The organism is Actinokineospora diospyrosa (assembly GCF_024171925.1).
Taxonomy (GTDB): Bacteria; Actinomycetota; Actinomycetes; order Mycobacteriales; family Pseudonocardiaceae; genus Actinokineospora; species Actinokineospora diospyrosa.
Genome location: NZ_JAMTCO010000011.1, coordinates 142,948 through 163,157, shown reverse-complemented (window position 1 = coordinate 163,157; position 20,210 = coordinate 142,948). Strand labels below are relative to the sequence as shown.

At 69.5% G+C, this 20,210-nt stretch carries 21 protein-coding genes; 14 read left to right on the top strand and 7 right to left on the bottom strand.

Going from position 1 to position 20,210, the window contains the following annotated elements:
• Nucleotides 1-11: 11 nt before the first annotated feature.
• Complete coding sequence (locus LV75_RS23100; protein WP_253889080.1) at nt 12-518, bottom strand: RNA polymerase sigma factor; 507 nt, start codon at nt 516-518, stop codon at nt 12-14.
• A 518-nt stretch (nt 519-1,036) separates the two neighbouring features.
• On the opposite strand from LV75_RS23100, the gene LV75_RS35610 reads away from it, so the two are divergent.
• From LV75_RS35610 to LV75_RS23070, 6 genes are all read left to right on the top strand, one after another.
• Complete coding sequence (locus LV75_RS35610; protein WP_253889079.1) at nt 1,037-1,759, top strand: GAF and ANTAR domain-containing protein; 723 nt, start codon at nt 1,037-1,039, stop codon at nt 1,757-1,759.
• On the top strand, nt 1,756-2,472 hold the full coding sequence (locus tag LV75_RS23090; protein WP_253889078.1) for a GAF and ANTAR domain-containing protein: 717 nt from the start codon (nt 1,756-1,758) through the stop codon (nt 2,470-2,472). The genes LV75_RS35610 and LV75_RS23090 overlap by 4 nt, the downstream gene beginning before the upstream one ends.
• A gap of 1,034 nt (nt 2,473-3,506) precedes the next feature.
• The gene (locus LV75_RS23085) at nt 3,507-4,277 is read left to right on the top strand and encodes a cytochrome c biogenesis CcdA family protein (RefSeq protein WP_253889077.1); all 771 of its coding nucleotides are present in this window, start codon (nt 3,507-3,509) and stop codon (nt 4,275-4,277) included.
• Nucleotides 4,278-4,324: 47 nt separating this feature from the next.
• On the top strand, nt 4,325-5,815 hold the full coding sequence (resB, locus tag LV75_RS23080; protein ID WP_253889076.1) for a cytochrome c biogenesis protein ResB: 1,491 nt from the start codon (nt 4,325-4,327) through the stop codon (nt 5,813-5,815).
• A gap of 2 nt (nt 5,816-5,817) precedes the next feature.
• Nucleotides 5,818-6,768 carry a c-type cytochrome biogenesis protein CcsB gene (gene ccsB, locus LV75_RS23075; protein ID WP_253889075.1) on the top strand — a complete coding sequence of 317 codons (951 nt, stop codon included), beginning with the start codon at nt 5,818-5,820 and terminating at the stop codon, nt 6,766-6,768.
• A 349-nt stretch (nt 6,769-7,117) separates the two neighbouring features.
• On the top strand, nt 7,118-8,530 hold the full coding sequence (locus LV75_RS23070) for a MinD/ParA family ATP-binding protein (protein ID WP_301319669.1): 1,413 nt from the start codon (nt 7,118-7,120) through the stop codon (nt 8,528-8,530).
• Nucleotides 8,531-8,536: 6 nt separating this feature from the next.
• Here the strand turns inward: LV75_RS23070 and LV75_RS23065 are convergent, their stop codons facing one another.
• On the bottom strand, nt 8,537-8,725 hold the full coding sequence (locus LV75_RS23065; RefSeq protein WP_253889073.1) for a hypothetical protein: 189 nt from the start codon (nt 8,723-8,725) through the stop codon (nt 8,537-8,539).
• Between the two features lie 108 nt (nt 8,726-8,833).
• Complete coding sequence (locus LV75_RS23060; RefSeq protein WP_253889072.1) at nt 8,834-9,043, bottom strand: BldC family transcriptional regulator; 210 nt, start codon at nt 9,041-9,043, stop codon at nt 8,834-8,836.
• A 171-nt stretch (nt 9,044-9,214) separates the two neighbouring features.
• Here LV75_RS23060 and LV75_RS23055 point away from each other — a divergent pair, with 171 nt between their 5' ends.
• From LV75_RS23055 to cds1, 3 genes are all read left to right on the top strand, one after another.
• Nucleotides 9,215-9,673, top strand: coding sequence for an Lrp/AsnC family transcriptional regulator (locus tag LV75_RS23055; RefSeq protein ID WP_253889071.1), 459 nt, complete (start codon nt 9,215-9,217; stop codon nt 9,671-9,673).
• 10 nt (nt 9,674-9,683) lie between these two features.
• Nucleotides 9,684-9,953, top strand: coding sequence for a DUF4229 domain-containing protein (locus LV75_RS23050; RefSeq protein ID WP_253889070.1), 270 nt, complete (start codon nt 9,684-9,686; stop codon nt 9,951-9,953).
• Nucleotides 9,954-10,021: 68 nt separating this feature from the next.
• The gene (cds1, locus tag LV75_RS23045) at nt 10,022-11,113 is read left to right on the top strand and encodes an L-cysteine desulfhydrase Cds1 (RefSeq protein WP_253889069.1); all 1,092 of its coding nucleotides are present in this window, start codon (nt 10,022-10,024) and stop codon (nt 11,111-11,113) included.
• Here the strand turns inward: cds1 and LV75_RS23040 are convergent.
• The 3 genes from LV75_RS23040 to menE are packed head-to-tail and all read right to left on the bottom strand — an operon-like array spanning nt 11,110 to nt 13,948.
• On the bottom strand, nt 11,110-11,982 hold the full coding sequence (locus LV75_RS23040) for a 1,4-dihydroxy-2-naphthoate polyprenyltransferase (protein WP_253889068.1): 873 nt from the start codon (nt 11,980-11,982) through the stop codon (nt 11,110-11,112). The genes cds1 and LV75_RS23040 overlap by 4 nt on opposite strands.
• Before the next feature lie 46 nt (nt 11,983-12,028).
• Nucleotides 12,029-12,769: an N-acetyltransferase gene (locus tag LV75_RS23035; protein WP_253889067.1), complete on the bottom strand. Its 741-nt coding sequence runs from the start codon at nt 12,767-12,769 to the stop codon at nt 12,029-12,031.
• 12 nt (nt 12,770-12,781) lie between these two features.
• A complete protein-coding gene (gene menE, locus LV75_RS23030) occupies nt 12,782-13,948 on the bottom strand; it encodes an o-succinylbenzoate--CoA ligase (protein WP_253889066.1) in 1,167 nt (388 codons plus the stop codon).
• Between the two features lie 66 nt (nt 13,949-14,014).
• Between menE and LV75_RS23025 the strand changes: the two genes are divergently transcribed.
• Both LV75_RS23025 and LV75_RS23020 read left to right on the top strand, forming a co-directional pair.
• Nucleotides 14,015-14,431: a VOC family protein gene (locus LV75_RS23025; protein WP_253889065.1), complete on the top strand. Its 417-nt coding sequence runs from the start codon at nt 14,015-14,017 to the stop codon at nt 14,429-14,431.
• A complete protein-coding gene (locus LV75_RS23020) occupies nt 14,424-15,368 on the top strand; it encodes an arylamine N-acetyltransferase family protein (RefSeq protein WP_253889064.1) in 945 nt (314 codons plus the stop codon). Before LV75_RS23025 ends, LV75_RS23020 begins: the two co-directional genes overlap by 8 nt.
• A gap of 4 nt (nt 15,369-15,372) precedes the next feature.
• Here the strand turns inward: LV75_RS23020 and LV75_RS23015 are convergent, their stop codons facing one another.
• On the bottom strand, nt 15,373-16,284 hold the full coding sequence (locus LV75_RS23015) for a 1,4-dihydroxy-2-naphthoyl-CoA synthase (RefSeq protein WP_253889063.1): 912 nt from the start codon (nt 16,282-16,284) through the stop codon (nt 15,373-15,375).
• 72 nt (nt 16,285-16,356) lie between these two features.
• On the opposite strand from LV75_RS23015, the gene LV75_RS23010 reads away from it, so the two are divergent.
• From LV75_RS23010 to LV75_RS23000, 3 genes are all read left to right on the top strand, one after another.
• Entirely contained in the window at nt 16,357-17,682 is a 1,326-nt protein-coding gene (locus LV75_RS23010; protein WP_253889062.1) for a hypothetical protein, read from the top strand.
• Between the two features lie 322 nt (nt 17,683-18,004).
• On the top strand, nt 18,005-19,687 hold the full coding sequence (gene menD, locus LV75_RS23005) for a 2-succinyl-5-enolpyruvyl-6-hydroxy-3-cyclohexene-1-carboxylic-acid synthase (RefSeq protein ID WP_253889061.1): 1,683 nt from the start codon (nt 18,005-18,007) through the stop codon (nt 19,685-19,687).
• A 32-nt stretch (nt 19,688-19,719) separates the two neighbouring features.
• Nucleotides 19,720-20,190 carry a DUF3592 domain-containing protein gene (locus tag LV75_RS23000; protein WP_253889060.1) on the top strand — a complete coding sequence of 157 codons (471 nt, stop codon included), beginning with the start codon at nt 19,720-19,722 and terminating at the stop codon, nt 20,188-20,190.
• Nucleotides 20,191-20,210: the final 20 nt, after the last annotated feature.

The following is a 20,210-nucleotide window of genomic DNA, read 5'->3' as shown; positions in this document are numbered from 1 at the left end:
TTATATATTTATCAGGCCACCGTGGCTTGGGTTTTGTACCTGGCCCGGCGGCGCACCGAACGCATCGCCCGATCGATCTCATCCACGGTCCGCCCGGACATATCGGCTATTTCCTGCCTCCGGTACCCGACGCTCACCATTTCCAGCATCCAGATGTCCGGCTCGGTGAGCACGCCGCTGCGGCGCAAGAGCCATTGGGCATGTACTTGGTCGACGACCCGATCGGCGTGGTCGCCGGTGGCCGGTGGGTGCAGCGCGGCGTGCTCGACGAGGCGCTGCCTGGCCGCCTCGCCAGCCGCGATGATCAGGCACCGGCGCCACAGCACGGTCTCCAGCAGCGCGTCGAAACCGGCTGGGTAAAGTCTTGGCATGCCCATGACGGCGACGAACGCGTCGTGCACGACGTCGTCGACCTGGTCGAGCAGGCCGAACCTGAGCACCATGCCGGTCAACCGCTCACGGCGCCCGACGCACCGCTCCCACGCCTGCCTGGTGGTCAGCACCGCGCCGTCAGCCATTCCCGCTCCAGTGGTTGTCCGCTGGTCGGAATCGCTGGCCCGGTCGCGGTGGGACGTGTGGTGAGGGGTGCGAGGACACCGCGGGCACCGGGTGACCGGTGCCGACCAGACGGCGACGTGCGCGATGCCCCCGCACCATGTGGGGTATTCCCTGCAAATACCCCGAGCGCCGATCGAGCGCTGAGCAAGACATTGCCGCCGGCTGACCGCGATGGCAAAGGTTGTGATTTATCCGAGTTGCCCGGCTAGTCTTATCGGGTGAAGGTGTGAACTCCCGGTGGAGTATATCGGCAATTACGCCCGATGTGATCGTCGTCATATTTGCTCCTCGCGTGGTTTGTCCCACGCCGGGGTCCGGAGCGCACCTCAACTATTCCGCCGATCGATCGCGGCTGCCACGAGCGCCACTCGAAGGAACCAGTACCGTCGACGGGCGGGCCCACTGATCGGGACTAGGCTCACGGTGTCGTGCTCACCGGGTGCGGAGGTGGCTCGCTCGAACAGGAAGTGGCGAGTGCGTGACCGACGCGGGTAGGCCGGGCAACTGGGCGGAGTTGACCGGGTGGATCGCCGCGGCGACCGCCGCGCACGGCGGCCCGCTCACCCCCGACCTGTTGTGCGCCCTCGTCCAACGCAGACTCGCCGCGGACGGGGTGGTGTTGGTCGTGATGATCAACAACGGCACGGTGACCACCCACTCGGCCGGGGTGACCGGTTCGCGGTTGGCGGAGGCGGAGCTCACCGTCGGCCAGGGGCCGCTCACCTCCGCGTGGTCGACCAGCCGACCGGTGCTGGTGCCCGACCTCACGGCCGAGGTCGTGGCCACCGAGTGGCCGCTGCTCGCGCTCGGTCCCGGTCTAGTCGGGGTGGCCGCCGTGTTCGCCTTCCCGATGGTGATCGGCGCCGTCCGCCTCGGCGCCCTCGGCGTCTACCGCCGCTTCCCCGGCGAGTTGGCCCCGGCGGCGCGGGCGGACGCGGTCCTGTTCACCCGCATCGCCATGGACCTGCTGATCTCGGAGACCGCCGTGCTGACCAGCCCGCGCATCCACCAGGCGACCGGCATGGTCGCCGTCCAACTCGGCACCGACGTCTCCACGGCGTTCGCCAGCCTGCGGGCGCGGGCGTTCGCCGACGGCCGGGCCCTGGGCGACCTCGCCGACGACGTGGTCGCCCGCACCGTGCGCTTCACCGAACTCGAGATGGACCCGGGGCAGCCCGAAACAGGAGGTGAGTCCTCATGAAGCAACAACGGCTCGTCGAAACCTTCGTCGAACTCGCAGACACCCTCATCGACGACTTCGACGTCCTGGAGTTCCTCCAGGTGCTGGTAGACCGCTGCGTCGAACTGCTCTCCGTCGACGCCGCGGGCATCCTCCTGGCCACCGTGGACGGCGACCTGCACATGGTCACCAGCTCCAGCGAAGCCGTCCGCAGACTTGAACTCTTCCAACTCCGCCACGGCGAAGGCCCCTGCCTCGCCGCCTACCGCACCGGCTCCCCGGTCTCCCGCCCCGACCTCACCGCGGTCGACGAACCCGACGCCCGCTTCGCCGCCGCCGCCATCGCGGACGGCTACCGAGCGGTCTTCGCCCTCCCCATGCGCCTGCGCTCAGAGACGATCGGCGCCCTGAACCTGTTCCGCGCCCGCCCCGGCCACCTGGACGAGTTGTCCTGGCGAACCGCCAAGGCCCTGGTCGACGTGGCGACGATCGGATTGTTGCAGGCACGGGCTATTCGGGATCACGAACTGCTTAGCGAGCAGCTGCAGGAAGCGTTGACGAGTCGGGTGACGATCGAGCAGGCGAAGGGCGTGCTCGCAGAGCGGTTGGGGGTGGATATGGGAGTCGCTTTTGACGTGCTGCGGGGGCATGCGCGGGACCACAACATCAAGCTGAGCGAGTTGGCGATGTTCGTGGTTACTGAGGTGGGGTGGACGCCGCCTGGTTCTCGGTGATCCTCGGTGCTCGGTTGACTGTTATGAGGGTTGTCCACAACGGTTCTGGTTGTCCACAAGGTTCGATTGTTGGGGTCGTTTTGCCGGAGTCCCTCGGTAGGCTGTGTATTGGGGGCTTCTGGAGTAGTTGATCATGGCGGGCCTCGCCGTGGTTGGTTATCCACAACGTCTTCTGCTGTCCACAGGCTGCTGCTCGGTGCTCCCGTTGTGTCGGTGCTGCTCGGTAGGCTGTATATCGGGGGCTCTTGATTCAGTTGATCTTGCGGGGGCCGTTGTGGGATCTGCTTGTCTACAACGGGTCTGGTTGTCCACAGGCTGCTGTTCGATGCTCCCGGGTTGTCGGTGCTGCGCGGTAAGCTGTGTATTTGGGGGCTTTCGATCAGGTTGATCTTGACGCGTGCCCGGGTTGGGGATGCGGGGCAAGGGATTCGGGCCTCCGCCTTCGGCTCCGGTGAACGGCTCGCCTTCGGCATTGCATCTGATCCGCGATTCTCGAGCTTTGCTCGATGGGGTGGACCTGTTTTGCGTGGGGCCCCTACGACACCCGTGGCAGGTCCGCAAAGCAGGGGCCGAAAAGACTGGCCCTGCCGCGCGGAAACGCTACGGGTGTCGTCCCCCCACACAAAACAGGTCCACCCCATCGAGCACTTGGCACCAGCGAGTCCGACTGTCCAGGTGCTGGGTAGGTGGGTTGGGGCGGACCTGACGGGGGGCGGGTTGGCACCGACGGGTCCGAGTCCAGGGGCTGGGCTGGCAGGGCAGACGAGAGCGGGCTGGGCTGACACCGGCTGTTCCGAGCCGTCCAGGCGCCGAGCAGATGGTGGTTGGCGCCAGCGGTCTTCGGGAGTCCAAATGGCTGGCTCGGGGTGGGCGGGGCAGAGGGTTGAGGTGACATCAGGGCTTCCGGGTGGTCGGCCGGGAGTGGGCGGGTCGCCCAAGGGGGTGTGCGGTCGCTGAAGGGGTGGGGTGTGACCCGCGTCCTGGCACAGGCCACCCCCGGACGGGCCCCGGAGGCGCTTCCCTACGCTGATCGGGTGGACCCGACGCAGGTTGCCGTTTCTGGGCCGCTGCTGGTGGCGGCCGGTCTGTCGCTGTTGGCCGGGTTGTTGTCCTTCGCGTCACCGTGCGTGGTTCCGCTGGTTCCGGGGTATCTCGCCTACCTCGCCGCCCTGGTGGGGGCTGAGGCGCCCGCGGTCAGCGATCAGGAGGAGCGCAAGAAGGGCCGCTACCGCGTCGTGGGCGCGGTGGGGTTGTTCGTGCTGGGGTTCACCGTTGTTTTTGCGGCGACTGTGGGCAGTGTTGTCTGGCTCGCGGATGCGTTGCTGATCAATGAGGACGTGCTGCAACGGGTTGGTGGGGTTGTCACCATTGCGATGGCGTTGGTCTTCATCGGGTTGATCCCCGGCTTGCAGAAGGACATCCGCATCCACAAGACACCCCGGTTCGGGTTGGCGGGGGCGCCGGTGCTGGGGGGGATCTTCGCGCTGGGGTGGACGCCGTGCCTCAGCCCGACGCTGTCGGGGGTGATGAGCATCGCGGCCTCGACCGGGGGGAGTGCGGTTCGGGGGTACCTCTTGGTGATCATCTACTGCCTGGGCCTCGGCATCCCGTTCCTGGTGATCGCGTTGGGGGCGCGGTGGGCGGTGCGGGCCACGACCTGGCTGCGGGCGCACACCCGGGGGGTCCAGCTCTTCGGCGGCGCGTTGCTGCTCGCGGTCGGCGTATTGCTCGTCACCGGGCTCTGGGCTGATGTCGTGTCGTGGTTACGCAACACGGTCGTGTCGGACTTCGAGTTGCCGCTGTGAACGCGGCTCGCGCTTTCGTGCGCAACACCTGGCGTGGGCTGACATCAATGCGAACGGCCCTGATCCTGTTGTTCCTGCTGGCCCTCGCGGCCATGCCGGGGGCCCTGTTGCCGCAACGTTCGCTCAACCTGCCGCGGGCGTTGGCCTACATCGAGGCGCACGGTTGGTGGGGCACCTTCCTGGACCGCCTGCAGTTCTTCGACGTCTACGCCAGCGTCTGGTTCTCCGCGATCTACCTGCTGCTGTTCATCTCCCTCGTCGGCTGCCTCGTGCCGCGCACCGTTGAGTACGCCAAGGCGCTGCGGGCCAAGCCGGTCCTCACCCCGCGCAACCTGAGCCGCCTGCCGCACCACAAGACCGCCGTGGTCACCGACACCCCCGAGCAGGTCATGGCCGACGCGCGGGTGCGGCTCAAGGGGTGGCGGCTGGTCGAGCGCGCGGAGGACGACGGCGCGCGCAGCGTCAGCGCCGAGCGCGGCTACCTGCGGGAAGCGGGCAACCTGGTCTTCCACTTCGCCATGCTGGCGCTGATCGTGGCGCTGGCGATCGGGAAGATGGCCAACTACGAGGGCCAGGTGATCGTCCTCGCCAACGGCTCCCAGTTCTGCAACTCCGGCACCCTGGGCTACGACTCGTTCCGGCCCGGCCTGCGCGTCGACGGCACCGACCTGAACCCGTTCTGCGTTCGGGTGAACGAGTTCGACGCCACCTACCTGCCCAACGGGCAGGCGGAGCAGTTCGCCGCCAAGATCGACTACCAGGCGGGCGACGACCTCGACAGCGACACCTGGCGGCCCTACGACCTGCGCGTCAACGACCCGCTGCGGGTCGTCGGCGACCGCGTCTACCTGCTCGGCCACGGCTACGCGCCGACCTTCACGGTCACCTTCCCGGACGGGCAGAAGCGCACCCAGACCATCCAGTGGCGACCGGTGGACAACCTGACGCTGCTCTCCGAGGGCGCCACCAAGTTCGACCCGCCCGGGGTGACCGACCCGACCGAGCGGCGCAAGCGGCAGATCGCGGTGACCGGCCTGTTCGCCCCGACCTCGCTCATCGAGGACAAGATCCTCACCTCCAGCCACCCGAAGCTGTCGGACCCCGCGGTCGCCGTCGACGTCATGCGCGGTGACCTGGGGATCGACTCCGGGCGCGGCCAGTCCATCTTCCAGATCGACCAGTCCTTGGTGGACAGCGGCAGGCTCACCCGGGTCGCGCGGGAGAACCTGAAGATCGGCGGGGCGATCACCCTCGACGACGGCACGAAGGTCACCTTCGACGGTGTGGTGCCGTGGGTGTCGCTGCAGGTCTCGCACGACCCGACGCAGGTGTGGGTCTTGGTGGCGGCCGTCGCGATGATCCTCGGGCTCGGGGTGTCGCTGACCGTGCGGCGGCGCAGGCTGTGGGTTCGCGCGAGCCCCGACGAGTCGGGAAGTACGGTGGTGCGCGTCGGCGGCCTCGCGCGAACCGACCAGGCGGGTTATGGCGAGGAGTTCCACAGGCTTGCAGCTCAGCTGCTTCCCAGGAGGGATACCTAAGGATGCCGGTCAACGACACGCTGGCCACTTACAGCGACTGGCTCTACCGCGCCGCCGCCCTGATCTATGTGTTCGCGATGGTGTTCTACACCACCGAGCAGGCCTTTACGCGCAAGGCCAAGAAGTCCGAGCAGGCTCGCGAACTGGTCGGCGCGGGAGCCCCCGTGACCCCGGCCATCGGCCGCATCGACGAGTCCACTGAGGTCGGCAAGCCCGAGCGGTTCGGGCGGATGGCCGTCGCGCTGACCGTGCTCGGCGCCCTGCTGCACCTGGGCTCGATCGTGCTGCGCGGGGTGGCCACCGGCCGCGCCCCCTGGGGCAACATGTACGAGTACGGCGCCGCGACGATGCTGGTCGCGGTGGTCACGTGGCTGGTGCTGATGCGCAAGTTCGACGTGCGCAGGCTCGGCGCGTTCGTGCTCACCCCGGTCGTGATCCTGATGTTCCTCGGCGGCACCGCGCTCTACACCGCCGCCGGTCCGGTGATGCCCGCGCTGCAGTCGTACTGGCTGGTCATCCACGTCGCGGCGGCGATCCTGTCCAGCGGCCTGTTCCTGGTGCCCGGCGTGTTCAGCGTGCTGTACCTGGTCAAGGTCCGGCACGACGCGAACCCGGGTCGGTTCACCAGGATCGGCCCGAAGCTGCCGGAGGCAGCCTCGCTCGACCGGCTCGCCTACCGCACCACCATCTTCGCGTTCCCGATCTACACCTTCGGCATCATCTGCGGCGCCATCTGGGCCGAGGCCGCGTGGGGCCGGTTCTGGGGCTGGGACCCCAAGGAGACCGTCGCCTTCGTCGCCTGGGTCGTCTACGCGGGGTACCTGCACTCGCGGGCGACCGCTGGCTGGCGCGGCACCCGGGCCGCTGTGATCAACTCGGTCGCTTTCGCGCTGGTCGTGTTCAACCTGTTCTTCATCAACCTGGTCATCGCGGGCCTGCACTCGTACGCCTGACCCCGGCCGCATGACCCCTCCCACCTGCGGTTGCTTGTGCACACCGCGTTACCCCCTTCGGTGGGTGACGCGGTGAGCGACTACCGTCGCAGCCACAGGGTCGAGGTTCGCGGGAGGGGTCTCAGGGGTGACTGGACGCCATGACGAGTCCGAGGCGGCTTGGCGGCCGCCGGTGGTGACCGGGGGGACCGACACCGGCACACCCGACTTCGGCCCGGATCCCGAGCTCGCCGAGGCGCACCTGGCCGGGCCGGACCCGAGCGCGCAGCCGGAGCAGGCGGCCGACCAAGCCGAGCTCTACGCGCCGCCGAACGCCGGTCATGACCCGCAGACGGCAGGCACGCAGCCGATGAACCAGCGCGTTCCGGCCACCGCGGGACAGCCCGCCCAGCAGCAGCCCGGGCCGCAGCAGTCGGGGCCGCAGGCCATCCCGGCCCAGCCGAACCCCAACGAGACCCAGATCGTGCCCAACCCCGGGCACCCCAACCCGGCGCACCAGCCACCGGCGCAGCAGCAGGTCCAGCAGCAGCCAGTGCAGCAGGTGGCCCAGCACCAGCCCGCCGCCCAGCACCAGCCGCCGGTGCAGCACCAGGCACCCGTTCAGCACCAGCCCGCGCGGCCGCCGGTCCAGCAGCAGCAGCGCCCGCAGCAGCACCACGCGCAGCCGCAGCCGATGCAGCAGTTCCCGCCGCCCATGCAGCACTTCCCGGGACCGAACCAGGGCCTGCCGCAACCGGGCCAGCAGGGGAACCCGTACGCGCAGAACGCGGCCATCACCGGTCCGCACCAGGTCGGCCAGGGCTACTACAGCGACCCGCAGGCAGGCCACGGTGAGGAGTTGTCCTCGGCACGGCTGCTTAAGCAGACCAAGAGGGCACCGCAGTCCGGGTGGCGTAAGGCCGTCTATGTGGCCACGGGCAGGCTCGTCAACGTCGGTGAGAGCCCGGCAGAGGTGCGCAGGCGTGAGCTGATCGCACGGGTAAACCAACCGCTGCGCGGTTGCTACAAGATCGCGATGCTCAGCCTCAAGGGCGGGGTCGGTAAGACGACGACCACCACCACGCTCGGTTCGACCTTCTCGTCGCTGCGTGGCGACAGGGTCATCGCGGTCGACGCGAACCCCGACCGTGGCACGCTGAGCCAGAAGATCCCGCTGGAGACCACAGCGACCGTGCGGCACCTGCTGCGCGACGCCGGCCGCATCCGCCGCTATAGCGACATCCGCGCCTACACCTCGCAGGGCCCGTCCCGGCTAGAGGTGTTGGCGAGCGAGCAGGACCCGGCGGTGTCCGAGGCGTTCAGCGAGGACGACTACCGGCGCACGGTGGCTCTGCTGGAGCACTTCTACAACATCGTGCTCACCGACTGCGGCACCGGACTGATGCACTCGGCGATGAAGGGCGTGCTCGACCTCGCCGACTCGCTGGTGATCGTGTCCTCCGGCTCGGTCGACGGCGCCCGCAGCGCCTCGGCGACGCTGGACTGGCTGGACGCGCACGGCTACCGGACGCTGGTCGCCCGCTCGGTCGCGGTGATCAACTCGGTGCGGCCCAAGTCCGGCTCGGTCGACCTGGACAAGCTGGCCCAGCACTTCGGTGCCCGGTGCAGGGCGGTCTGCCGGATCCCGTTCGACCCGCACCTGGAAGAGGGCGCGGAGATCGAGTTGGAGCGGTTGGCCCCGGAGACCCGGCTCGCGCTGCTGGAACTGGCGGCGACGGTCGCTGACGACTTCGCCAGCGGGCCCCGCCCCCGGATGGCCTGAACCGGCTCACGCCGGGGGCTGGTCCTCGCCGTCGGACTTGCGGAACTTGTCCAGGCCGCGCAGGAACTCCGGGTCGTCGTCCGGGGCGACGACCCGGCCGGGTCGCGGGGCGACCTCGGCCGTGCGCACCCCGAACGCCCGCCACAGCAGCACGCCAACGGTGATCGCGCCGACCGCGGCGAGCAGGTACAGCATGCGGGGCCACCTTTCGAACAGGCCTGGGTGTTCGAGGTTAGCCGGTTTGTCCGGGTGGTGGGTGGGGCCGGTGGACCCGCTGGTCCAGGGGCCCTCCCCAACCGGTGGTCAGGCGGTCTGCTCGGAGGCCTCGGTGGTGAGCTCCGCGAGCAGGGTCTTGACCTCGGACTCGCGGAACCGCCGGTGACCACCGGGGGTGCGGATCGAGCCGATCCGGCCCGCCGTCGCCCACCTGGTCACCGTCTTGGGGTCGACTCGGAACAGCGTGGCGACCTCTCCCGGGGTCAGCAGCCGTTCTCCGACGTGCGCCACAGTCATCGCCGTCTCCTTGGCTCAGTCGATCGGGGGGACCCGTCGATCGGGGTAAACCAGGAGCATCGTGGCACTTCGACCATTGGGTACTCGAACGGTTGGGTGATGGTAAAGAGGTAGTAAGGGACAAATCGGCCGGTTCGGACACCGGGTGCGCACGCCGTACGCTTGCGCCCCGTGGACACAGTCGATCGCCGCATCATCGCCGCGCTGCGCACCAACGGCCGGGTCACCTACGCCGACCTGGGGCGACAGGTCGGGCTCTCCGCCTCCGCCGTGCACGAGCGGGTGGCCAAGCTGGAGTCGTCCGGTGTCATCACCGGCTACCACGCGCAGGTCGACCCGCGCGCGGTCGGTCTCGGGGTGACCGCGCTGGTGGGGATCCACCCGACCGACACCGCCGACGACGAGGAGGTCGCCGACGCGCTCGGCGAACTGGTGGAGGTCGAGTCCTGCTACCGGGTGGCCGGTGACGAGGCGTTCGTGGTCAAGGTCCGGGTCGCCACGGTCGACGACCTGGAGCGCGCGCTCAGCAGGCTCCGGCGGATCAAGGGCGTGGCCCGCACCAGGTCCACCGTGGTGCTCTCCACCCGCTTCGAGGGCAGGCCGAACACCGTGGAGGAGACCGAGGGGTAGCCTCGGGGCCGTGGACAAGCCCGACGGCAACCTGGGCCGTGACCTGGCCCTCTACACCGTGTTGCGCCTGGTTCTGGTGGTGGCGGTGGCGGCTGTGCTGACGCTGTTCGACATCCCGCTGCTGGTGGCCGTCGCGATCGGCGTAGTCGTCGGTTTCCCGCTCGGCCTGCTGCTGTTCCGCGGCCTCAACTCCCGCGTCACCGCCGGGCTCGCCGCCCGGCACGCGGGCCGCAACGCCGAGCGCGCGCGCCTGCGCGCGCAGCTGCGCGGCGAGTCCTGACCCTGCGCGACACCCCCGCCACTCGTTGGGGCGCTGGCAAAACCGCTGCTAGGCGATAATGTTGGTACATGACCGCCGTGGACAGGTGCAGCGACAAGACCCGGGCTTGGGTGTGCGAGGCCGTGCGGATCATCGAGGCGGACGCGAACCGCAGCGCCGACACCCACCTGCTGCCGTTCCCGCTCCCCGAACCGTGGGGCGTGCGGCTCTACCTCAAGGACGAGTCAACCCATCCCACTGGCTCGCTCAAGCACCGCCTGGCGCGGTCGCTGTTCCTCTACGCGTTGTGCAACGGCTGGATCGTGGAGGGCACCCCGGTCATCGAGGCGTCCTCCGGGTCCACCGCGGTGTCCGAGGCGTACTTCGCCCGCATGCTGGGCCTGCCGTTCATCGCCGTGATGCCCCGGACGACGAGCCCGGAGAAGGTGCAGCTGATCGAGCGGCAGGGTGGCCGATGTCACTTCGTCGACAAGCCGAGCCAGATCTACGCCGAGTCGAACCGGCTGGCCGAGGAGCTCGGCGGGCACTTCATCGACCAGTTCACCCACGCGGAGCGGGCCACGGACTGGCGCGGCAACAACAACATCGCCGAGTCGGTGTTCGGGCAGATGGCGCTGGAGCCGCACCCCGAGCCCCGGTGGATCGTCGTCGGCGCCGGGACCGGCGGCACGAGCGCCACGATCGGGCGCTACATCCGCTACCGCGCGCTGAGCACCCGGTTGGCCGTGGTCGACCCGGAGAACTCGGTCTTCTTCGACGCTTGGCGCGACGCGGTGCCGGGGCTGACCGGCTGCCAGGGGTCGCGGATCGAGGGCATCGGGCGGCCGCGGGTGGAGCCGTCGTTCCTCGGTCAGGTGATCGACCGCATGATCAAGGTGCCGGACGCGGCGTCGGTCGCGGTGATCCGGCGGGTCGAGCAGATGCTCGGGCGTCGGGTCGGCGGGTCTACCGGGACGAACTTGTGGGGCGCGTTCGAGATCCTCGCTGAGCTCAAGGCGGAGGGTGTCACCGGCAGCGTCGTCACGCTTCTATGCGACGGCGGGGAGCGGTACTCGCACACCTACTACGACGATGCTTGGCTTACCGCGCAAGGGATTGATCTCGCGCCTTACGACGAGATCTTGGAAACGTTCTTCGCGACCGGCGAGTGGAACGGTTAGGACAGCCCGACCCCGATAGCCGTAACCACGGCCCAGGTCAGCATCGCGAGCCCGGTCTGCTTCAACACGGGGATCAGCTTCAGTCCCGTCTCGCCGCGCGCTACGAGGCGAGCAGAGGGCACGACAAAGGCAGCGGCAACGAGTCCGACTAGCGCTATCGGTGTCGAGAACGCCGCAGCCACCGTTAGGACGAACGGGATCGCCACAAGTACCTGGTACAGCACTCGGGTGCGCGGCTCACCGAGCCGCACGGCCAAGGTGTTCTTACCGGCCACACGGTCGGTGGGCACGTCACGAAGGTTGTTCGCGACCAGTACCGCTGCGGAGAACGAGCCCATCGCCGCGGCACCGGCGGCGCCGAACCAGCTCACCTGGTCCGCTTGTACGTACTCGGTGCCCAGCACAGCGATCACGCCGAAGAAGAGGAAGACGGCGACCTCGCCCCAACCCGAGTAGCCATAAGGCTTCTCACCGCCGGTGTAGAACCACGCCCCCGCGATGCTGGCGGCACCCACTGCCAGCAACCACCAATGACCCGATAGGGACACCAGGACAAGACCGGCGACCGCGCCAAGAGCAAAGCAAGCGAACGCGGCAGCCTTAACGGTGGCCGGTGAAGCGACTCCGGAACCAACCAGTCGCAGTGGGCCGACCCGCTCGCTGTCGGTGCCTCTTACGCCGTCGGAGTAGTCATTGGCGTAGTTCACCCCGACCTGCAGAGCCAAGGACACCAAGAGCGCCAACGCGGCCCGGACCAAAGAGAACGCGCCTACAGCGGCAGCGGCGCCTGAGCCGACCAGGACTGGTGCCACCGAGTTTGGCAGCGTGCGCACGCGCGCGCCCTCGATCCACTCCGCGACTGTCGCCATCGGTCCATCTTCACTGATCAGGGCTTGCCGGGCGGTGAGTGACTCGTCACGTCTTGTGGCGAACCCACACGTTGGGCTCCACGTACACCGCGTGGTCGTGTTCGACGTCGCAGTGCACCGGGACCAACGCGTCCGGCACCAGCACTTGGCCGGTCCGGTCGAACGGTAGACCTGTCCACGAACGCCACTCCGCCAGCGTCCCGGCGATCGTCATCGACCGCACCGCGACGGCCTCGATGACCCCGCCCGCCCGCACGTGTACCCGCAGCCACGGGTCGACCGGCAGGCCGTCCTCCCGCGTCCAGCCCGCGTACTCACCCATCGGTACCTCCGGGTGGGCGGGCTTGCCGTTGGGGCGCACGGGCGCCACCAGCGTGTCGAACCCGAGAGCGCGCGCGTTGTCGCGCATGGCGCCGAGCATCACCGCGGAGAGTCCGGTGCCGCGCATGTCGACCTGGATGTTGATCTCCAGCGCGGAGGCCATGTTCGGTTCCTCGCCGTTCGCGCGACCGACCGAGGCCCGCTGGATCACCCGGTCCCACCCGCCTGGGGGCAGCACGTCCTCGGTCCACCGGAACGGCACGCTGTGCGCCTTCGCGATCAACCGCTCGGGGTGGTCGCGGTCGTAGGCGACCAGCACGTGCTCCGGGTAGTGCAGGCCTGCGACCCCGTAGTAGACCCCGCTCATGGGGTCCTTCTGCATGAACACGGGCCAGGTGTTCGCGAAGTCGTCGAGCCACGAGTCGAGGTCCGGTCGTTCCGCCAGGGAGGTGATCACGAGGTCCACGATCCAGGGACGCTACTCGCGCGTCGGACTCCGCTCCACCGAGATTCGAGCTGGTGACAAGAGCTGGACGACGGCCGCGCGGTCCACCTTGCCCGGTCCGCGCAGCGGCAGATCGGGGACGACGTGGATCTGTTTCGGGACCGCGTGCGGGCCCAGCTCCTGCCGGACGGCTGCCCGTAGCGCTGTCGCGTCCACCTCGGCGCTGGACACGATCGCGGCGGCGACTTGTTCACCCCATTCGGGGTCCGGTAGGCCCACCACGCACGCTTCCAGCACGTTCACCTGGGCGGTCAGCACCCGTTCCACCGCCGAGGGAGCGACCTTCTTGCCACCGGTGTTGATGAGGTCGTCCGTGCGGCCGAGGACGTGCAAGCGGCCGTCAACCAGGCGGCCCAGGTCTGAAGTGCGGAACCAGCCGTCGGCGAAGGCCGGGTTGTCGGGGTCGAGGCGGTAGCCGTGCGACAGGGCGGGACCGCTGAGGTGGATCACGTCGTCCACCAGCCGCACTCGCACCCCATCGAGTGGAGATCCGTCGTACACACACCCGCCCGCGGTTTCTGACATGCCGTAGGTGGTGACCGCGTTGATGCCCGCTTCACGAGCCTGTCTAAGGGTGCTCGGGTTTGTCGCTGCGCCACCAACCAGCACGGCATCGAACGATCGCGCGGCCGCCAAGGCGTCGCCGCCTTCAGCCAAGAGGCGAGTCAGCTGGGTGGGGACTAGAGCCGTGTAGCGCGGTCCTTCGGCCATCAACACATCAGAGGCCGCCTCAACGAACCGCCGTCCCTGAAAACCGCCAGCGGGCAGGACTGCCAGCGCCGTACCGGCCAAGAGCGACCGCACGACGACCTGTACACCTGCGATGTGGTGGGCAGGCATGGCCAACAGCCACGTGCCCGGCCCCCCGAGTCGCGCGTGCGTCGCTGTCGCTGAGGCCCGCAAAGCCGCGGCTGACAACAGCACGCCTTTGGCTGAACCTGTTGAACCCGAGGTGCGCACGATCAACGCCGTGTCGGCCTCTCTAGGCAAGTCAGGGCGCATGGCGTCAAGGGCTTCCCCCGGGCCCAGCGGCACCACAACCTGGCCCGGGTGGCCGTCCAGGTGAGGACGAAGGGCACGCGCTAGAGCGTGGACCGCGGCCGCGGAACCGTCGAGCTCGACAGGGTGCACGACGGCCATCTTCGCAGTTCCGTCGGTCGTGGTGCTTACTCTCGACACCAACGTCGACAAGAGGAGTGGCTACCCGTGTCCACAGTGCAACCGAAGGTGACGCCCTTCCTGATGTTCCAGGGCAAGCAGGCCGAAGCGGCCATCACGTTCTACGTCTCGCTGTTCGACGACGGCGAGGTGCTGGACCTCAAGCACGCGGGACCGGACGGGCCAGGCGGCCCCGATGCCGAGGGGACCGTGCACCTGGCCAGCTTCCGCGCGGGCGGGCAGGTCATCAGGGCCATCGACAGCGCCCCCGTGCACGACTTCACCTTCACCCCCTCGATCTCGCTTTACGTCACCTGCGAGTCCGAGGCTGAGATCGACCGCCTCTACGCGGCCTTGTCCGAGGGCGGTCAGCCGCTGATGCCGTTGGGTGATTACGGGTTCAGCGTCAAGTTCGGGTGGGTCAACGACCGCTTCGGCGTCTCCTGGCAGCTCAACCTTGTCTGACTTGCTCGCCTTCGACGACCCGCGCCGCGACGACCGGCTCTGGCGCAGGCCCCTCGACCCGGACCTGCGTGACGCCTACCTGCGCCGGTTGGGCTGGTCTGCGCCACCTGAGCCGACGTTGGACACGCTCATCGCGCTGCACCAGGCACAGACCGCCCTGGTGCCTTACGAGGTCGTGTGGATCGCTCTGGGGGAGCAACGCACGGTTGAACCGCTCGACTCGGTGCGCTACATCGTCGCTGGACGCGGTGGGTATTGCTACCACCTCAACGGCGCCATGGCGTGCCTGCTCGACTGGCTCGGATACGACGTGCACTGGCGAGTTGGCGGTGTCCAAGGACCCCAGTTCGCTGAGCCCGTAGGTGCCAACGGCAACCACCTCACCGTCGAGGTGCACGGGCTACCGAGCGCTGATTCGCCTAACGGGGTATGGCTGGTCGACACGGGTATGGGTGATGCCTTGCATGGCCCGCTGCCTCTTGTCGTCGGCGACTACTGGCAGCCGCCCTTGGACTTGGCACTACGACCCTCGGACGTTGTCCCGGGCGGCTGGCGCTTCATCCACGACAAGTGGGCTCGGTGCCCCGGCATGGATTTCGCGCCCTACGAGGCGACAGTCGAGGATTTCATTGCCAAGCATCAAGAGCAGTCGACAAGCCCAGAATCAGGATTCGTCCGAGTGGCCGCTTTGTGCCGCCGCGACGGGGACAGCGCTACAACTTTGCGAGGGTTTCGGCTAACCCACCACAGGGCCGACAGTGAAGCCGACAGCGAAGCCGACGGGGGATACGAACGGGACATCGCCAGCGCGGACGAGTACTTCAGCACGCTGGCCGACGTCTTCCACCTACCGCTGTCCGATGTGGACGAGAGCCGCAAGCAGGCCCTCTACCGCAAGGTGGCCGCGGATCACGAACAGTTCATCAAGTCTCAGTAGTAGTTCAGTAGTAGTAAGGGAAGCGGGACCAATCGGGGTCCCGCTTCTCCAGGAACGAGTCCCTGCCCTCGACAGCCTCATCGGTCATGTACGCCAAGCGGGTCGTCTCACCGGCGAACACCTGCTGGCCGATAAGACCGTCGTCGATGGCGTTGAACGCGAACTTGAGCATCCGCTGCGCCGTCGGCGACTTGCCATTGATCTCGCGCGCCCACTGCAGCGCGGTCTCCTCCAGCTCCGCGTGCGGGACGGCTTGGTTCACCGCACCCATCCGCACCATGTCCTCGGCGGTGTAAGAGCGCCCCAGGAAGAAGATCTCCCGCGCGAACTTTTGCCCAACCTGCCTGGCCAGGTACGCCGACCCGAAACCACCGTCGAAGCTGCCGACGTCGGCGTCGGTCTGCTTGAACCGCGCGTGCTCCGAGCTCGCCAGCGTCAGGTCGCACGTCACGTGCAGGCTGTGCCCGCCACCGGCCGCCCAGCCGGGGACAACGGCGATCACGACCTTCGGCATGAACCGGATCAACCGCTGCACCTCGAGGATGTGCAGCCTGCCCGCGCGCGCGGGATCCACCGTCTCCGAGGTGTCCCCGGACGCGTACTGGTAGCCCGTACGGCCGCGGATGCGCTGGTCACCGCCGGAGCAGAACGCCCAACCGCCGTCGCGCGCGGACGGGCCGTTGCCGGTCAGCAGCACGCACCCGATGTCCGAGCTCATCCGCGCGTGGTCCAGCGCGCGGTACAGCTCGTCGACGGTGTGCGGCCGGAACGCGTTGCGCACTTCAGGGCGGTCGAAGGCGATCCGGACCGCCCCGGTGTCCACCGCCCGGTGGTAGGTGATGTCGGTGAAGTCGAACCCGTCGACGGCGCGCCACCGCGCCGGGTCGAACAGTTCGGAAACCTCGCGCTCAGCCACGCGGTCGAGGATGCCGGCGAACCTGTGGACAGTCGTTCGCGGGGTTGCCCGTCGCCGTGTCAAGCTGGGGACGTGCACGACCTGGACTCGGCCCTGGAGGTCATTCGCGCGCGGGACGACACCGCGGCGAAGCACGCGCACGCCCTGTGGCACGTCATGCGCGCCACCGCGGCCCATCCGACCAAGGTCACCCGCTACGACGTGCAGCAGATGGTGTGGGGAACGCTGCCGCAGGCGCACCGCAGCCCGGGCGGGCACGGCGCGTTCGAGGACCTGCACCAGACCTGCGCGTCGTTCGCCGAGCTGCTCGAACTGCTCGGCCACGCGAACTACGCCCAGCTGTGCCGGGGTGAGACCACGCACGCCATCCTCGACGCCGCCGAGGACGAGGAGCGCTACCGGCGGTTGGTCGCCGCCGCGTGGCGCGCCTCGGGGGTGTGGCCGCCGGACACCCCGCTGATGACCTGGTCCGAGCAGGGCGGCCCGATCGAGACCGCGCTGCACGCCGCCGCGGGCAGGTTGCTGGAGGAGGCCGTCGAGGCGGGCACGCTGCCGGTCGACGGCAGCGAGGCCATGCGGGTCGGCCTGGTGATGCGGCTGCTGACCAGCCCGGAGAACGAGGGCGAGGAGACCTGGTTCGTCCGGCTGCTCGACGAGCGCCTCGACGAGTGGACCCTCGGCCACGGCAGCCAGACCCGCCGCGAGCTGATGGTCCGCCTCAGACCCGAGGTCCGCCGGGCCCCCGACAGCGACGGCGCGCAACTGCCCGCGCTGACCTACCTGCTCGCCCAGTGCCGCGGCCAGGGCGCCCGGCTGACCAGCAGCGACTACCTGCCCACCACGCTGGTCGGCGAGCTGATCGACCTGATGCCCACCTGCGCGGAGATCACCGCGGCGGGCCGCAGTGAGTCGCAGTGGCCCCCGGTGAAGCTCCTGCGCGAACTCTCCACCGACTTCGGCCTCACCACCCGCGACGGCAGCCGCCTGCGGCTCACCGAGCCGGGCACCGCCCTCGTTGACGACTCGGACTCGCTGCTGATGACCGTCGGCGAGCGCATGGTGTCCCTCGAACGCAGCGCCCTGGGCACGGTCCAAGAGGTCGTCTTCGCCGCGCTGCTGCTGGAAGACCGAATGGCCCCTAGCCGTGTCTTCGAGAAGGTCGCCTACGTCCTGGCCGAAGAAGGCTGGTCCGGCGACACCGGCGCGGACTTCGGCCCTACCCGGGCAGCCGAGGTAGGCGCCTGGTTCCTCCGTCGCCTCCGAGTCCTAGACGCCGTAGACGCCGACTGGACCGCTCGCCGGGTAGGCCTAACTCCAGCGGGCAGAGCGATAGCACGCTGGAGCCTCCGAGCCCGGGTCCTCTTCCGCCGTCCCCCCGAAGACCTGACTCTCACATGACACCTGCCACCACCCCGCCACCAACTCGGCCCGCCCCACGCATCAGGTGCCTTACGCCGCTGCCTTCTTCGCGTTGCGGCTGGCTTACCGTGGACCCGGTGGCTCTGTCGCGCGGTGGTCTCAAGGGGTGTCTGTCCGATTACGTCATCGGTGCGTCCACAACGGCGCTGGGTGCGCTCCCAGTTTCCTTGCGGGCGCAACGGGATCCGGCCGATCTTCGCCCATTTGTCGGGGGCCGGTTGCTCGCGGGGCCGTCCCGGGGGAAGGGTCGGGTGTCGGGTCCGGGAACCGAGGGGGAAGTCACCGTGCGGAGTGGGGTGCTGTGAATCCGTCCACCGCGATGGCCACCGTCGTGGTCGACGAGTTGGTTCGCAACGATGTTCGGCAGGTCGTGCTGTGTCCGGGGTCGCGCAACGCCCCGGTGGCGTTCGCGTTGTTCGAGGCCGCGCAGCGCGGGGAGTTGACCCTGCACGTGCGGGTCGACGAGCGTTCGGCGGGTTACTTCGCGCTGGGGCTCGGGAGGGCTTCCGGGCGGCCCGCGGCGGTGGTCTGCACCTCCGGGACGGCCGTGGCGAACCTGCACCCGGCGGTGCTCGAGGCGCACCACTCCGGGGTCGGCCTGGTGCTGATCACCGCCGACCGGCCGCCGGAGCTGCACGGGACCGGGGCGAACCAGACCATCGACCAGCGGGGGATCTTCGGCAGCGCCGCGGTGACCGTCGACTTCCCGGTGGCCGAGCGGCGGGCCGGGCTCAACCCGGTGTGGCGCGGCCTGGTCTGCCGGGGGATCGCCCGCGCCGAGACCGGGCGACCGGTGCAGCTGAACATCCCGTTCCGCGAGCCGCTGGTGCCGACCTTCGGCGACGAGTGGCCCGACCGGCTGGTCGGCAGGCCCGACGGCCTGCGCTGGACCACGTCGTCGGCCGCCCGGTCCGTCCCCGGCAACCGGGTGGACTTCCCGCTGCCCGCGCGCACCCTCATGGTCGTCGGCAGCGGCGACCCGGCCAGGGCGACCTCGGCCGCCGGGGTCGCGGCCAAGGCGGGCTGGCCCGTGGTCGCCGAGCCGGTGGGGGCCGCCGCGGCGATCGCGGGCGGTGCGCACGTCCTGCGCGGGGGGCCGCTGCTGCTGGGCACCGGGGCCCTGCCCGAGTCGCTGCGCCCGGACGCGGTGGTCGTCGTCGGGCGACCGACGCTCTCGCGCGGGGTGCGCGGGTTGATGGACCGGGTGCCGGTGTACGGCATCGGCGACCATCCACAGTGGACCGACCCGCAGTTCGTCGCCACCCACGTGCGCGGCTGGCTCGACCAGGACGACCTGGTGCACGTCACCGGGCACGACCACGCCTGGCTCGCGGGCTGGCAGGACGCCGAGGACCTCGCCGCCGACGCGGTGACCACGCTGCTCGCCGCCGAGACGTGGCCGACCGGCCTGCACGTGGCCCAGGAGGTGGTCGCGGGCCTGCCGATCGCCGCGACGCTGTTCCTCGGCTCGTCCAACACCGTCCGCGACGTCGACCTGATCGCCACCCACCGCGCCGACGTCACCGTGCACGCCAACCGCGGCGTCGCGGGCATCGACGGGAACCTGTCCACCGCGGCGGGGGTCTCGCTCGGCGGCGGCGCCCCGACCTACGCGCTGGTGGGCGACCTGACGTTCCTGCACGACGCGAACGGCCTGCTGATCGGGCCGGGCGAGGCCCGCCCCGACCTGACCGTCGTGGTGCTCAACGACAACGGCGGCGGCATCTTCTCGCTGCTCGAGCAGGGCGCCGCCGAGCACAGGGCCAGCTTCGAGCGGGTGTTCGGCACCCCGCACGGCGTCGACCTGGCCGCCCTGTGCCAGGCCCACGGTGTCGAGCACACCCTGGCCACCAACTCCGCCGACCTGCGCCGCGCGCTCGCCCCCGCGCCCGGCCTGCGCGTGGTCGAGGTCCAGACCAGCCGCGACGGCCTGCGCGACCTGCACGCCAGGTTGCGCGCCTCGGTCACCGCCGCGCTCGCCTGACGCCCGTGACCGGCCCGGATACCCTCCACCCCGTGCAGGAGCAACTCACCCGCCCCGAGCGGCACCGGGCGATCGCCGCGCTGGTGGCCATCGTCGTGGCCGGGTTGATCGCCGGGCTCGGCGTGCTGCTGGTGGTGGCCGCGGTCACCGAGGACGCCGCGATCGAGCGGCACACCGGCAACGCGAACGCCGAGGTGGTCAGCGTCTCGTTCACCCGGACCCTGGTCCGCTTCCAGACCCCGGACGGCGCCGAGCACCTGCCGACGGTGGGCGTGCTCTACCCGGAGGCGCTGGAGGAGGGGCAGGTCGTGCGGGTCGAGTACGACCTGCGCAACCCGGACCTGGTGCGGGTCGCGGGCCGCGGCGCGGCGCTGACGATCCTGCCGGTGAGCACGGCCGTGTTGGGCGTGTGGGTGGTCGCGGGCGGCGTCCTCTACTGGTTGCGACGGCGGGGTCCCCTGAACGTGCGGCGGTTGCGCCCCCGGCGGCGGATCCGGCTATGACACTTCTCCGCGTTTTCAAC